We start from the raw sequence: 12668 nt of genomic DNA, 5'->3' as shown, positions 1-12668 counted from the left end.
TTTACGTGGCGCCGGCCGACGCCTGCATGCAGCACACGGAACTGTCGACGGCGGAAGTGCTGCGCATGTCGGCGCGTTACTTCGGGGTGGAGTGATGGATCGCGAGGAGATCAAAAAGTCCATCAGCGCGTGGGTCGGTCGTGACCACATCGACGGAACGACGCGTCGCCTTCTGTCGACGGCAATGGATCAGATCGTGAGCCTAGAGAAGGAGCGCGACCATTGGAAGGCAAACCACGCGGACCAGGTGCGGCGCGCACGGGTGCTCCTTGAGCGCCACGATCTGCCGCTCGAACGCATCGCAGCCTACGACCAAGTGCTGCGCCTGCAAAACGCGTTAAAGGTGGCCACGAAGACGATGCGGCAGCACGCCGGCATGACCGGGCCGATGCACGGATGGTGGGACGACATCGGGGAATTCGAAGCAATTCTGGCGGGCAAGCCAACCCGCCTTGACTGGTTAAAGGAGCAGAACTGACATGGCAAAGGTGGGCTATTTCAACAAGGAAGGTGACGCGATTCCGCTCTCTCAGTGGAGAGAACTGCAGGCGGATCGGTCCTACAGCGTGCTCAAGGAATACGACAATGGCAGTGTGAACGTGACGCTCCGGTGGCACGGCCGTGTCCCGGACCCGACGAACTCGTGGCGCGAATCGTGGCCGATGTTCGTGCTGAACGTGTCGAATTACGACAGCGCCGGCGTGGCCCGGCCTGATCCTGTGGCTGACAACAAGACATTCTACGAGCAGGACGACGCGCTGAGGTATTACACCAACTTCATCGCCAAGTGGACTGAGAGCCGCATGGAGAAGAACGAGATGACGGGCGAGATGGAGCTGATCGAGGAGGGCAACATTCTCGTGCCTGAAGCACCGCCCGATCCGAACCGGCCGGCCACCGAAGTTGACGACGATATTGGAGCGTGGTGAGTAGCAAAATGCGTGCGGTTGGTTAAACTGCACGCATTCTTCGAGCGTGAGTTTCCCATGGAATCCGGTAGCTGGTTCAGCCTGTTTATCTCGTCCTCAACTATAGCGAGCATCCTAAGCATCACGGCAACAATGGGTTGGAACGTTTGGCAAAGGAAAATTCAGGTCAAGGAAAGTGCGGCTGCAAGGCTCAACCGAGTAAACCATGCGAGGTTGAGTTTGGCGTTTGGTTTGGAAGATTTCATGACGCAATGCTGCGATCTGCGCGAAAAAATCCTGGTCGACACAATGTTTGTTCCCGCATCAGAATGGCCGGCGCCGCACAACGACATGAGAGCCTACCAATGCCCGATCTTTGAATTTCCCGAGGGAATCGACTGGGTAGATTTTTCGCTTGAGGAAGCGGCGGAACTTCGAGAGTTTCCACGAAGGATGATCGAAGTGCGTGGCTGGATCGTGGACGACTACTACGATGGGGATCAGGATGCCGACAACTATCTGGGATACATCAAGCAGCACTGCGCGTATTTTGGATTGGCAGCGTGGGAGCTTTCCATCAGACAGCGAGCCGCACTGGGAGCGCCTGCCAATGGAGTTGGTCCAAGTTCACATCAGGAATGGTGCCTGTCGAGGTTGCAGGAAGAGATTGATACGCGACGTAAGTTGGTAGAGAAGCACGGATATACCATTGGCCTCATTCCGCCGCTCCGAAAGGACTTAGGCGCCGATTCCCTTCCCCTCCGGCCAGCTCAACTTAAACGGGAGCGGCAGCCGGCACCCTCATCCAGTTTTAAAGATCGTCTCAGCGACCATCATTGGCGAATAGCCGCGGCTGTGTGCGCCAGCAGGCGTGCCTTCGTCACGTGATCCTGGTAGTCTTCCAAAGTCCAAGCTCACTATACTTCCAACACGACCTCGCACGTGTGAGGCTCCCGTGCGGCTCTTTGAGGACTATTCCATGAATACCAAGCACACCCTGGTTTCGGCCCAGCCGACATCGGCAGGGGTCAAACTGCACAGCAATGCCATTCCCGATGATCTCGAGCTCCTGCTCATGACGCCCGAAGAGTGGGAGGCGGTGCCCCCGATCGACGTCCAGCGCGACACAGAAAAGCATGCCACGCGCATCGAGAAGCACCTGCAGACCTACGCCTCGCCTCATCGGGAAGTCCACGCAGCCCGTCTACCTGATGGCGAGCTTGTGAAGATCAACGGCCACAGCCGCGATCTGCTTTGGCGCTCGGGGCGGGTGATCGCGCCCGATAAGCTGCTCGTCACGGTCCACAAGGTCGACAGCATGGCTCACGCGCGCACCCTCTATTCCTTCTATGACAGTGCAACCTCTGTGGAGACGGTGACGGACAAGGTGTTCGGCGCGTGCCGGATGCTTGGGCTCGCCTTCGAGTCGAGCTATTGCAGGGACATGCGATTCTCGGCCGCGCTCTCGCCTGTTTCTCCCGCGAGCATGACCGACCGGGCCGAGCGCACCGCATTCTGGAAGGACGAACTTCTGGCCTTGGACACGCTGCATGTAAAGCGCGCGCAGTTCATCAACCCGGTCGCCTCTATCTTCCTCATCACGACGAGGAAGCACGGCGACAAGGCGATGGACTTCTGGCGCGCTGTGGTGGGCAGCACCGGTATCAAGGACGACCAGGGCTACGACGCCGTGGAGGCCCTAGGCCAGTGGCTGGTGCTGATGAAACAGGACGGGTGGGGCAACGGCACGTCACAGAAGAAGATCCGCGATGTGGTCCTAGGCGTGGTGGAGCGGTGGGTGCAGAACCCTGCGGCACGGTATGAGAAGCCGCGGGATATTGCCCGCAAGCCGATCGACCTCATCACCTACAAGAAAGCCCTCGGGCTGTGAGAAAGGCGCCTTCGGGCGCCTTTTCTATCCCTCTCTTAATACTGTGACAGTGATGATCTGATCATCGGGATCATTTCTAACGGGACTGACCAAAGGCTCGATGCTGATAACGCGGAACCTGGTCAGTTTGCCGCTGTTGGCATCTCCAAACGGCAGCTCGTCCTGCAAGATCGTCATGATCGTATCGGTAGCGACATGCGCAAGAGGCGCGGTCTTGACGACTCGCCCCACGGTTTCTCCAGAAATGAATTCCACAAAGCTGTAGTAATAGTTCACGCCGGCTCCTGTTTGGTGTGCCCATTCTAGCCTGACCACATCCCTCACCGAGCGTGCTATTCGCGCACGCCGGCGCGCACGCTCATTCAGCGTAAAGCGTCCTCGTTTCCTTGCCGATTCCCACAGACACTCCAATAGTCAAAACTTAATATACATACATCGCAGCAACAAACGCGAAACAGCAGCAGCGACAAGCAATCGGGGACTTTATATCAGTCAGTTTTAAGTCCTTTGATGGGTCGATAGCATTACAAACGTTGCAGCGATAACAACACACTTTTCAAACTTTTCGGAGAAGCAAAATGGCAAAGAAGATCGCAATGGCAGCAAGCGCAGTTGCACTCGTTGAATCGGGTGCCGCAGTGGATGAAAACGTCGTGCTGGAAAGCCTGCTCAGCGAACTGGAAGGCACCGCAGCACCGATTGGCGCGTCCGACGAGATCGTCGAAATGCCGATGGGTGACGAATCGGTCGTGGAAGTGATCGAGCCGGCCATCGAAGCCGCACTCGCCGGTGAGCCCGAGCAGTCGCACGAATCGACCAGCGTCGCGGTCGAACCGTCCCGCACGTTCCCGAACGACGCGAACTTCGACGAACTGGAATTGCAGGCCGCGATCGCCGAAGCGACAGCGAAAGCATACGCAGAGCAGGGCACGGGCGCCGCCGCAAGCGAAGCCGACAAGCCGACCGATACGAGCGTCGAAGCGGCGGCCGCACCGAAGGGCAAAGGCAAGCCGAAAGCGGCCCCGACGGAGCGCCACATCGTGCTCACCAAGTCGCAGAAAGTCGCGACGAAGCTGGGCGACAAGGCGGGTGAATTCCTGATTCTCGAACTCGCTGACGCAGCACTCGACGAAGCGGAGCTCAAGGCGAAGCAGGAACTGGTGCTCGCCGAGATTGACGGTCTCGCCAAGAAAGTCGCGGAGAAGGCCACGCAGCTCTTTGGCTGGCTGAAGAACGGCGGTTCGCTCAACGAGGTGATGAAGCGCACGTTCGAGGTGCTGGCACGCGACGGCGAACTGACGTCGGGCGAGAAGGGCAATCTCCAGCAGAACCTGCTCGCCAAGCCGTATTCGAAGGGCACCGCCGCCTCGCAGGCCAACCAGATGTTCATGCTGTTGCCGATGCTGCGCGTCACCAAGCGCGAGAAGGGCCGCATGATCGCGAACCCGGACAGCACCATCCTCGCAAAGGCGAAAGCTGAACTGGGCCTGTAATGCGGGCACCGGAGGGCGTGAGCCCTCCCAATCTGCAAGGCGGTTGCGGAAGTAGGTGCAGCCGCCTTTCACATTGACCAACTGTTTCTGAGGCAATCATGGATATCGCCAAGCTCCAGGCGCTGTCAACCTACACGTTGCGCCAGTTGAACACGAACATCGTCGCCATTCTGCGCCACCGCCAGGCTCAGAAGCAGATCGAGGCTGGCTCCAAGCTACGCATCGGTGGACGCGCAACCTTTGTGTCGCGCGACGGGCGCACGGTTCACGTGGTGGTGGATAAGATCAACGTCAAGTCGGCCAACTGCACGATGGTCGATGAGGCGACAGGCCGACGCATCGAGTCAGGGAAGTGGCGCGTGGCGCCCAGTCTCTTGACTCCGTTTGGTGCCGCAGCCGGTAGCGATCGCCCGAGCACGAGGCCCGCCACCTGGTAACGTAGGATTCAGCGCAGGAGTTGGCGCCAGCAGGAATGCAACTCCGAAGTGTGTTTCACGTTTGAGGGCGGCCCAGTGTCGCCCTCTTTTTTTTGCGTGCGCAGCCGCGGGAGTGAACCAGGGGCGAGGCCGGTGCGAGAAACGCGTTGGCCTGCGGTAGGTGAGCGTCAGTCAATACTGACACACTGACGAATCACGAACCGCATACCAAGCGGGACCAAAGCGTTTGCGTGGCAGGACATAAAACGTTGTGTTTTCGCTGCAACGAGTATCGCAGGACACTTGCGTATAACAGTCAAAACTGAGTATCATGTCCACATACATTCCTGCACCGTTGCAGCACAATATTTCTGTCGAAACAACACGTAACGAGCCGCTTATGGCAAAGATCCTTAAAGAATTCCACAACGGCCCGCTGGGCCAGCGAGTGAGTTTGGAGATAGGCACGGACAACGGCTGCACAGCCTTCTATTCTGTGACTACCCGCACCGAGTCCGTCGATCCGCGCGAACTGCCCACCTACGACAGCGCCGTGTTCGGCCCGAGCCTCAACGGTTACTGCAACGCCTTCGACGAATTCAAGAAACGCGTCACCGGCCTGCTTGTTTAAGGATAGATCCATGAGCCAGTTTTACACCATCACGATGCCGGTGATCTCCACCGGCCACATCAGCCTCGAGACCTGCCGGAAGCTGGAAGAGCACGGCGACAAGAACCCCTGGACGGTCTGCGCGCCCTACGATGAGGGCTTCTTCCTCTACGCGCAGAAGGACAAGCCGGTTGAAGGCACGCCGGCCGATCTCGTTGCTGTGATGACTTGGGCTCGCAGCTCGGGTTACGAGTGGGTTCGCCTCGACATGCGCTCGGGCGACGTGATTGACGATTTGCCGCAATACGACTGGTAAGGAAAGTCTGACATGGAAAAGCTCTATCTCATCGTTCGCGGCAGTTTTTCCGAAGGCTTCCGGTTCAGCCTGCCGATGACCGGTCAACAGGTCAAAAACGAATACGGGAGTCTGATGGCGGCGTCCGCGATGCGGGCCGACCTGGTGGAGATCACGCCACCCGACGGCGGCATCGAGGATCGGAGCGGCAGGTCGTTCCTCGTTCGGGGCGATCCGATCCTCGAAGGCTTCGAGGCAATCGGTCCGTTCACCAACATCCAGGACGCCACTGCCTACGGCATCGCGAAGGAAGAGGGCAACTGGTGGGTCTTCATGGCGAGCGGCGAATGAGCACCTGGCGCCAGCGGCAGGCGCCAGTGCCTCTTTGGCACGAAACCAAATGGACGCTGGTCGAGGACGGCCTCAACCGCCATACGTGCGTCGAACGCTTCGATAGCATGCGCGACGCACTGGCTGCCGCGCACAAACGTGGCGGCTACGTTCTGCCGCCGGCCAACAACCGCGAGGGCATGTTGTCGGGCACTTCGTCACCCGACGACTGACCCCGCGAACCGCTCGCGACAATACACATATCGAAACAGCGCGCAGCAGCGCATAACACAAGGAGTCACACCTACATGTCCAAAGCAAAATCGAACGTCGCCATCCTGACCACCCTGGCCTCCGCTATGCAGCCGCTTCAGGGCGTCGTTGGCAGCCTCATGATCGAGGCGATGGTGACGGGTCGCGCCACACTCGCACCCCATCAGATCGACCGGCTCGCGCAAGGTGTCGTCATAATTGGCGACGCGGTGCAGGAAGCGCTCGCCCTCGAAGTTGAGCGCCTCGACGCCGAAGCGAAGGGCAACGGCGCGGACGAAACGGTGCAGGAGTTCCTGAACCGCCGTCGCGAGAACCAGGAAAAGGTCGCCCGCGCGTTTTCCGAACCGCGTGACGAGGCGGGCTTCGCGGAACTGAAAACGATGGCCGAACAGCCGGCCGAGATCCGAAAGACGCTCGACGTGAAGTTCGTGCCGCTCGGCCATATCAGCATCCCGGCCGATGCGACGCCCGAGCAATTCATGAGCGCGATTCTCGGTGCCATCATGGGTCAGGGCGACTCCAAGCCGACCACTCACTAAACGCGGGGCAGGCACTGCTTCGGCAGTGCCCTCATGGCTGGCGTCTGACGGGCGGGTCTCGAAGCCCGCAAGTGCCGGCTCGTTCGGGTTTTGGCGTCCCTATAAGAGCCTGCGTCTACCAATTTCGCCACCGACAGACGCCAGCCATGAGTTTTCAAGGAGAGGGAAATGGCACTGAGGATCATTGAAGCGCTCGATGCCTACCTGCGCGCGGTCGATAAGCGCGTCGATGGCAATGACGCGCTCGACGAACTGCAAAAAGCATGGAAGGAGTTGCGGCGAGCACGCGCCGACATTACTTTCGTCGATGACGCGTTGCTGGAAGCGGCACGCGCCAAGTATACGGACAGCAGCGACGATGTGGAGATCGATGACGGCGCATTGATTACCCGCGGCGGGGACGACGACGGCACGTGGGTAATGGCGTGGGTCTGGATGCGAGACGAGGAATGACCGCGACCTGCGTCTACCGGAAGGTCGCCCAGGACGGCTACGGCGCCGACTGGAAGACCGACTGCGGCTACGAGATCCGCATGGAGGCGCCGATCGACGTTGGCTTCGGCTTCGCGCCCAAGCCCACCGATGACGGCCGCAAGTTCTGTGGCTTCTGTGGCAAGCCCATCGAGCTCAAGGAAAAGCTATGACCGAGTGCGACGAAATCGCCGAAGGCATGATCGAGGGCTACATGGCCTGGCGCCGTCGTAGCCTTCGCGCCAACGTGATGGAAGCGGCGCGCGATTATGTTCGTTCGCAGATGGAAGGCGAGAGCCACGTGATGATCGACAACGTAGCCTATAGTCTCATGTCGTCACTGTGCCCGCCGACCCAGAAGCCGGAGCCGCGCTATGCTGATTTGGGCTCATGGTGACGTCATGATCGATTACGACCGGACTGCCGAAGGTATGCTCGGCGGCCTGATCTCGTGGCTCGTGCTTGAGGGCCGCGACCTGAGCCACTATTCGGTCAGCCGGTTTGTCTGCGAGGAGATGATGGGCGCGACTGCCGACTCCCGCTCGAAGGTGGCGCGTGCCCTCTACGAACTGGCAACGCGCCCGCCAATCCGATACCCGGATCAGGGCTCGTGGTGAGCGTCCGCTACTCGAACTTGCGGCCGTTCTTGCGCCATTCCTCCAGTCTGCGCAGATGCTCGTCAATCCGCGCCTGCTGGCGTGGCGTCGGCAAGTCTCGCAGGCAAGGCTCCGCCTCGAGTTCGCGCACGAAGCACTCCCACACAACCGCCGGGACATAGAAAACTCCCTCGTTTCCGATCGTGCGTCTGACCTGATCGGCGCGCCTGATGGTTTCGTGCAGACGGCGGATTTCCTGCAATAACCGCAGCACGGAAGGCGACGGATCGCGATCGTAAATGGCAGCCAGCTCGGCCGCGGTAAGAGGTGATAAGTGCCCCATGATGTCCTGCAGTCGCGACGAAATCATCGCGGACGAATACTGTATGGATATACAGTATTGATGACTTTGGACAGGCGCGTCAACCTGTCCCTGAAATATGTTTGCAAGTTATTGATTTTTAAAGGATAAATAGACTTCCCGCGGCCGGTCACGCTCAGGCGCAATCTATAAGCTACCTCTACCCCTATAAGAGTGTTCGCACGTAGCAGCAAGACAAGCACCGGGAGCACGTGAGGGACCGATCAGAACACGCTACAGACCGCGCCAAGACCGTCAGATGACACAAGACATGCACACGAGCCCCGACCGCTCAAAACGCGTTTAAACGCGTCGACCCCGAACCGGTTTCCAGCACAAGCCCGCGAACCGCGCGAGAGAATCAGACAACACATAGAACAGAGGCAGGAATGATCCAGAAATCGAACATGGTCACAGCGACCGTGAAGCATTACGACGGCGAGGAAGACGAATACGTCCTCGATACGGACGAATTCACCCCTGGAGACGACCGGCTGCCTCGTAGGGAAGGAACCAACACCACCCAGAAGGATATGGGAGCTGGTGATGGATAACACAGTGACGATCCGCGTGACCGGCCGAAAGGACGCCGACTGGTTCGAGGTCGAGTGGAGCAGACGCGGCAAGGACTGGGCGGAAGGCTGGGTAAGGGATCAGGATCTGCGCACAGGTGCCGGCATAGAAGACCGGAACTGGGACGACCAGATGATCGTCGGCTGCCGGTTCACGCCATTCGACTTCAGGCTGGTCAGATACCTCGACCCCGGACTGGACGAACCTGAAGGCTACGGGAGCTGGTAATGGCAAGGATCAAGATCGTCCACATCCTCGACGAGAACTGGCTGATGGTGGAGACGGCGAAGGATATCGGCGATCCGGGAGAGCCGATCCGGGAACAAGGACGCGTGCGCTTCGAGGACTTCTGCGAAGTGTATGGGATGAGCCCGCACTCGAACATTGACTGGCTCGTAGGGGAGACACGCAACGGCTTCCCCAGGAACAAGATCGCACCGATCACGGAACCGGAGCAGGCAAGGGATGAGCCAGTAGGGTATGGGGAGACGTGGTAGGGAGGTGGGGAGAGGCTGTAGGTAGAGGGGAGTGGTTAGAAGGCGTCGATGATGGGCCGCGGTGAGTGGGGTAGCTATGGATTGACGAAAATCGTCCCGCGCCCACAAAACTTACACATTGCCACCACTCCCGCTCTTGACGACAACAGTCAAAACTGACTATTATCCTGACTGCTGCAAGGGCACTCCCCGCCCTAAGAATACGTGGACCACGCGGAAGGTCGCCGGGAAGAAAAGGCCGCAACCAACAGGAAGTAGCACCGGCATTGAAGGGGGCCGGTTGTCCGATCCGCGACAGGGTTGGATACGAACGCAGCGTCAAAGGGTTGAAGCCGGAAACGGTTGAGACAGTGTGGGGCCACTGGAGTTGAGAGCCTAGCTGCTGATGAGTGCCGTTTCTTGATAGTCGCATTGTGAGCTTCAACCCTACCCCTTCATTAGTCGAATTGTAGCTGTAGGACGCTGTATAAGGTCGTGAAACGGGAGCCGTGCCCGACACACTTGCCCAAGTTTTGAGCCCTTGCCGCCGATTCTCCTTGGAGCCGGCCCACGGGAGTGCCCAAGGACGGGAGCCGCGGCCGACACGTGTATGGAAGTTATCGCGGCCGCGGGATTCGCCCTAGGAGCCGAGCCTTGGGAGTGCAGGAAGTGCCCAAGGAGATGGCCTAGGGAAGATTCCACTCTCTGAGCCTGGGTTGCCTAGAAGAATCGCCTAGGCCGCTCCGAGGGAGAGGAGAGGAAACATCTGCGGAAGTGACGATTCCCAGCATAAAGCCATAGTCAAAACTGAATACTTATGTTGCTGCAACGTTGCAGCATAACCCGAGAGCCACGATGAAACTGACCCCCGAGCAGCGCCTTGCCTACCGCACCCACTGCGCCCGCCTGTATCGCCTGCACAAGCGCCCGAGCGGTGCACATGTGCTCGTCGTGAAGACCGAGCGCGACGAGCGGATCGGAAAGCTCTCCCTTGACGGCGGCGCTGTTACGGTCGAGACCTTCGATGCCCTGAACGGTCCCTACCGCGATGCCGAGCACCTGAGAGCCAGTGTCGCCGATACGCTGAATGCCGCCCACCGTCCCGGTATCGCCCTCGCTGACGCCTTCACGCTGCCGAGCGAGCCCGAGACCATCACCAGCCTGCCGATGATCGTCGCCGAGTAAGTCCCCACCACAACCCCGATGTGAGATTGCGACACTGCAATCTCACATAACAACGAAGCACACACGAACATGATTACAGCAGAGCGCAAGGCCGAACTGATCGCGGACGGTTACACCGTCGAAGACATGGGCGCGGAATGGGGCTCGGACTTCACCGGCCAGTATCGCTGGATCAATAAGGATGGCTCGTTTCAGGATTTCGAACCGAGCTACGCGGAAGAGGATGCGTGGGAGTGCGCGCATCAGAACCAGATCATCCACAACTCGGTGAACCCGCAATGAACGCCCAGGAACTCCTCGAATGGATCTGCGCGATCGTCCTGCTCGGCGTCACTGGCACCGCAATCGCCTTTGTCTGGGTCAAAGCGATCGACCTGTATCTCGCCCTCATCAACCGTCTTCAGAGCACCGTCCGGGAGCGCGCATGAGAGCCCTCGCAGCCGCCTTTCGTGCGCTTCGACCCATCGAGCGCGACGCGTATCTCGGAGCGCGTAGGGCGGGCGCTGAGCCCCGCGAAGCCTACAAGACCGCCAACGGTATCTACCGCATGGCCACCCGTCCTTAAACGTAGCACCAATAACAGTCATTTTTGACTATAACCGCCATGAGAACCACCATGAACCTGAACAACCTGCCCATCGAAGCCTGCCTTGAAGCCGCTGATCCGACCACGACCCAGTATCGCGGCATGCGGCCGCACCAGCTGATCGACTGGCTCGAGCGGGAGCAGGAAGAGGCCGAGATCCGCCACCTGCGCAGTCAGGTTCGCACGCACGGCCGTCTGGGCACGATGGAGGCGTATTGAGGGTAGCGGGTTGTGGTAGAGGTGTCGGAACGGGAGAGCCGGCCGACACCCTTTATGGGCTTTTAGAACCTGCCGCGGCGTTTGACCAAGGCCACTGCCCTTGGGTGTCAGGCGCTGGAAACGGGAGCGGACGCCGGCACAGGTTTGGAAGTTTTAAGGTCATCCCCTCGGAACCGCTCAGGCCATCTCCCTTGGGCAGCGCCCTTGGACGCACAGGACGAGGATGCGGACGATCCTCAGTCACGCCCTTGGATGAGAGCCATCCTCATCCTCGGTGCTGGACAAGGAGCGTCCTCATCCTGCCTTCGCATCTACACCCACCTCTGTGCCCCTGCAAGCGGTTCCGCGCAAAAACAACTCCAGTGCTTGCTCTAGAAAAACGTGCGAAAAGTATTTGCACGCTTTTCTGTGTTCGCTCATAATGAAATCTATCGCAGCAACGTTGCAGCGAGAAACAGTCAAAACTGACTGTTCAAACCGTGAAACACACTTCAAAAGAGAACGAAAATGAACGCACAAGCAAACGTCACGAAAGCAAAGCGCAACGCACGTAAGACCGCAGAAGTGAGCGCACCGGTTGTAGAGACCGTCGTTACGGTCGATCGCGCAGCAGCAGCGCAAAGCGCAATTCTCGACGCGATTAAAGCACGCGTCGCAAGCGCACCGAATGACAATTTCAGAAAGAACATGTCTGCTGAATTGAATCAGTTCAGCGGTGCGAATGCGAAGCGCGCAATCGAGCTTTGCATTGAGCTTGAAATCGATTTTGAATCACTTGCACGTAGCATCGCGATCACGGAAGCGCGCAATGCTGATTACGTTGCAATCTACGCGCTCCAGAAAGTGCGCAAAGCGGTTTTCGCACTCGCTCAAAAGTCGCGCGCAGTGTTCGACGGTTACTCGCATAGCATCATTCATAACATCGTTTCGCTGCAAGCGCTGACGAACAAAACCGCTCAAATGTCGATCTGCAAATCGATCGAATTTAGCGAGCTCGAACAAGTGCAAGCAATCAAGCGCTACAAAGAATGCACACCGTCGACCGCGAGCACGCAAGCATCGAGCACGCGTCAAATGTTGCGCTTTCTGAACATCTGCACCGTTGTGAAAAACAAGAAAGATGACTCGATTGCGTTGACTGAATCGAAAGCAGCGCAAGCGGTTCAATCGATTTTCAGCGCGTAAGCAGTGGAACAGTCAAAACTGACTGTTCCACGTGAAACAGTCAGTTATCTTGTGAGGGTCTGTCATGTTCAATCTGCTGTTGATCGGTTCTCTGCTGTTGCTGTCGTGCGGTCTGCTGTTGCTTGCGTCATACGCGCACGACAGAGCGCTACAGGCGCTCGCGCGTGACTGCAAACGTATCGAGCGCAACGTGATACGCAACACGATAGCGCGTGCTGTAGCGCGACGCTGACGCGGACGAGGATCGTTCGCAAACCGGGA

At 58.7% G+C, this 12668-nt stretch carries 25 protein-coding genes; 23 read left to right on the top strand and 2 right to left on the bottom strand.

Annotation, left to right across the window (positions count from 1 at the left end; genetic code table 11):
- The first annotated feature begins 94 nt into the window (after positions 1-94).
- From QM685_RS06170 to QM685_RS06155, 4 genes are all read left to right on the top strand, one after another.
- The gene (locus tag QM685_RS06170; RefSeq protein ID WP_415113774.1) at positions 95-478 is read left to right on the top strand and encodes a hypothetical protein; all 384 of its coding nucleotides are present in this window, start codon (positions 95-97) and stop codon (positions 476-478) included.
- Position 479: 1 nt separating this feature from the next.
- Entirely contained in the window at positions 480-929 is a 450-nt protein-coding gene (locus tag QM685_RS06165; protein WP_415113772.1) for a hypothetical protein, read from the top strand.
- 57 nt (positions 930-986) lie between these two features.
- Entirely contained in the window at positions 987-1796 is an 810-nt protein-coding gene (locus QM685_RS06160; protein ID WP_415113770.1) for a hypothetical protein, read from the top strand.
- A 91-nt stretch (positions 1797-1887) separates the two neighbouring features.
- The gene (locus tag QM685_RS06155; protein ID WP_415113768.1) at positions 1888-2799 is read left to right on the top strand and encodes a hypothetical protein; all 912 of its coding nucleotides are present in this window, start codon (positions 1888-1890) and stop codon (positions 2797-2799) included.
- A 24-nt stretch (positions 2800-2823) separates the two neighbouring features.
- Here QM685_RS06155 and QM685_RS06150 read toward each other — a convergent pair whose 3' ends face one another.
- Positions 2824-3075 (bottom strand): hypothetical protein, encoded by a 252-nt coding sequence (locus QM685_RS06150; protein WP_415113766.1) that lies wholly within the window; start codon positions 3073-3075, stop codon positions 2824-2826.
- A 302-nt stretch (positions 3076-3377) separates the two neighbouring features.
- Between QM685_RS06150 and QM685_RS06145 the strand changes: the two genes are divergently transcribed.
- The 11 genes from QM685_RS06145 to QM685_RS06095 all read left to right on the top strand — a co-directional run bounded on the left by QM685_RS06145 (position 3378) and on the right by QM685_RS06095 (position 7843).
- Positions 3378-4292, top strand: a complete 915-nt coding sequence (locus QM685_RS06145) for a hypothetical protein (protein ID WP_415113764.1) — start codon at positions 3378-3380, stop codon at positions 4290-4292.
- A 98-nt stretch (positions 4293-4390) separates the two neighbouring features.
- The gene (locus QM685_RS06140; protein WP_415113762.1) at positions 4391-4729 is read left to right on the top strand and encodes a hypothetical protein; all 339 of its coding nucleotides are present in this window, start codon (positions 4391-4393) and stop codon (positions 4727-4729) included.
- Positions 4730-5108: 379 nt separating this feature from the next.
- Complete coding sequence (locus QM685_RS06135; RefSeq protein WP_415113760.1) at positions 5109-5339, top strand: hypothetical protein; 231 nt, start codon at positions 5109-5111, stop codon at positions 5337-5339.
- Positions 5340-5349: 10 nt separating this feature from the next.
- On the top strand, positions 5350-5634 hold the full coding sequence (locus QM685_RS06130; protein ID WP_415113758.1) for a hypothetical protein: 285 nt from the start codon (positions 5350-5352) through the stop codon (positions 5632-5634).
- Between the two features lie 12 nt (positions 5635-5646).
- Positions 5647-5964: a hypothetical protein gene (locus QM685_RS06125; protein ID WP_415113756.1), complete on the top strand. Its 318-nt coding sequence runs from the start codon at positions 5647-5649 to the stop codon at positions 5962-5964.
- A complete protein-coding gene (locus QM685_RS06120) occupies positions 5961-6176 on the top strand; it encodes a hypothetical protein (protein ID WP_415113754.1) in 216 nt (71 codons plus the stop codon). Before QM685_RS06125 ends, QM685_RS06120 begins: the two co-directional genes overlap by 4 nt.
- A 75-nt stretch (positions 6177-6251) precedes the next feature.
- Positions 6252-6755 carry a hypothetical protein gene (locus tag QM685_RS06115; RefSeq protein WP_415113752.1) on the top strand — a complete coding sequence of 168 codons (504 nt, stop codon included), beginning with the start codon at positions 6252-6254 and terminating at the stop codon, positions 6753-6755.
- A 168-nt stretch (positions 6756-6923) separates the two neighbouring features.
- Positions 6924-7208 (top strand): hypothetical protein, encoded by a 285-nt coding sequence (locus QM685_RS06110; protein ID WP_415113750.1) that lies wholly within the window; start codon positions 6924-6926, stop codon positions 7206-7208.
- Positions 7205-7399 carry a hypothetical protein gene (locus QM685_RS06105; protein ID WP_415113748.1) on the top strand — a complete coding sequence of 65 codons (195 nt, stop codon included), beginning with the start codon at positions 7205-7207 and terminating at the stop codon, positions 7397-7399. The genes QM685_RS06110 and QM685_RS06105 overlap by 4 nt, the downstream gene beginning before the upstream one ends.
- On the top strand, positions 7396-7623 hold the full coding sequence (locus QM685_RS06100; RefSeq protein ID WP_415113746.1) for a hypothetical protein: 228 nt from the start codon (positions 7396-7398) through the stop codon (positions 7621-7623). Before QM685_RS06105 ends, QM685_RS06100 begins: the two co-directional genes overlap by 4 nt.
- A 4-nt stretch (positions 7624-7627) precedes the next feature.
- Positions 7628-7843 (top strand): hypothetical protein, encoded by a 216-nt coding sequence (locus tag QM685_RS06095; protein ID WP_415113744.1) that lies wholly within the window; start codon positions 7628-7630, stop codon positions 7841-7843.
- 7 nt (positions 7844-7850) lie between these two features.
- On the opposite strand, the gene QM685_RS06090 is transcribed toward QM685_RS06095, so the two are convergent.
- Positions 7851-8165, bottom strand: a complete 315-nt coding sequence (locus tag QM685_RS06090; protein WP_415113742.1) for a hypothetical protein — start codon at positions 8163-8165, stop codon at positions 7851-7853.
- Between the two features lie 407 nt (positions 8166-8572).
- Here QM685_RS06090 and QM685_RS06085 point away from each other — a divergent pair, with 407 nt between their 5' ends.
- The 8 genes from QM685_RS06085 (at position 8573) to QM685_RS06050 (ending at position 12407) form a co-directional block, all read left to right on the top strand.
- Entirely contained in the window at positions 8573-8737 is a 165-nt protein-coding gene (locus QM685_RS06085; RefSeq protein WP_415113740.1) for a hypothetical protein, read from the top strand.
- The gene (locus QM685_RS06080) at positions 8730-8984 is read left to right on the top strand and encodes a hypothetical protein (protein ID WP_415113738.1); all 255 of its coding nucleotides are present in this window, start codon (positions 8730-8732) and stop codon (positions 8982-8984) included. Before QM685_RS06085 ends, QM685_RS06080 begins: the two co-directional genes overlap by 8 nt.
- Positions 8984-9253 (top strand): hypothetical protein, encoded by a 270-nt coding sequence (locus QM685_RS06075; protein ID WP_415113736.1) that lies wholly within the window; start codon positions 8984-8986, stop codon positions 9251-9253. Before QM685_RS06080 ends, QM685_RS06075 begins: the two co-directional genes overlap by 1 nt.
- An 834-nt stretch (positions 9254-10087) precedes the next feature.
- The gene (locus QM685_RS06070) at positions 10088-10417 is read left to right on the top strand and encodes a hypothetical protein (RefSeq protein WP_415113734.1); all 330 of its coding nucleotides are present in this window, start codon (positions 10088-10090) and stop codon (positions 10415-10417) included.
- 69 nt (positions 10418-10486) lie between these two features.
- On the top strand, positions 10487-10699 hold the full coding sequence (locus QM685_RS06065; RefSeq protein WP_415113732.1) for a hypothetical protein: 213 nt from the start codon (positions 10487-10489) through the stop codon (positions 10697-10699).
- Positions 10696-10845, top strand: coding sequence for a hypothetical protein (locus tag QM685_RS06060; RefSeq protein ID WP_415113730.1), 150 nt, complete (start codon positions 10696-10698; stop codon positions 10843-10845). Before QM685_RS06065 ends, QM685_RS06060 begins: the two co-directional genes overlap by 4 nt.
- Positions 10846-11033: 188 nt before the next feature.
- Positions 11034-11222 (top strand): hypothetical protein, encoded by a 189-nt coding sequence (locus QM685_RS06055; protein ID WP_415113728.1) that lies wholly within the window; start codon positions 11034-11036, stop codon positions 11220-11222.
- Positions 11223-11729: 507 nt separating this feature from the next.
- Entirely contained in the window at positions 11730-12407 is a 678-nt protein-coding gene (locus QM685_RS06050; protein ID WP_415113726.1) for a hypothetical protein, read from the top strand.
- Positions 12408-12668: the final 261 nt, after the last annotated feature.

The sequence above is a fragment of the Paraburkholderia sp. genome (assembly GCF_047605525.1).
In the GTDB taxonomy this organism is placed as follows: Bacteria; Pseudomonadota; Gammaproteobacteria; order Burkholderiales; family Burkholderiaceae; genus Paraburkholderia.
The sequence above is the reverse complement of the archived record's forward strand: the minus strand, read 5'-3'. Positions and strand labels throughout refer to the sequence as shown.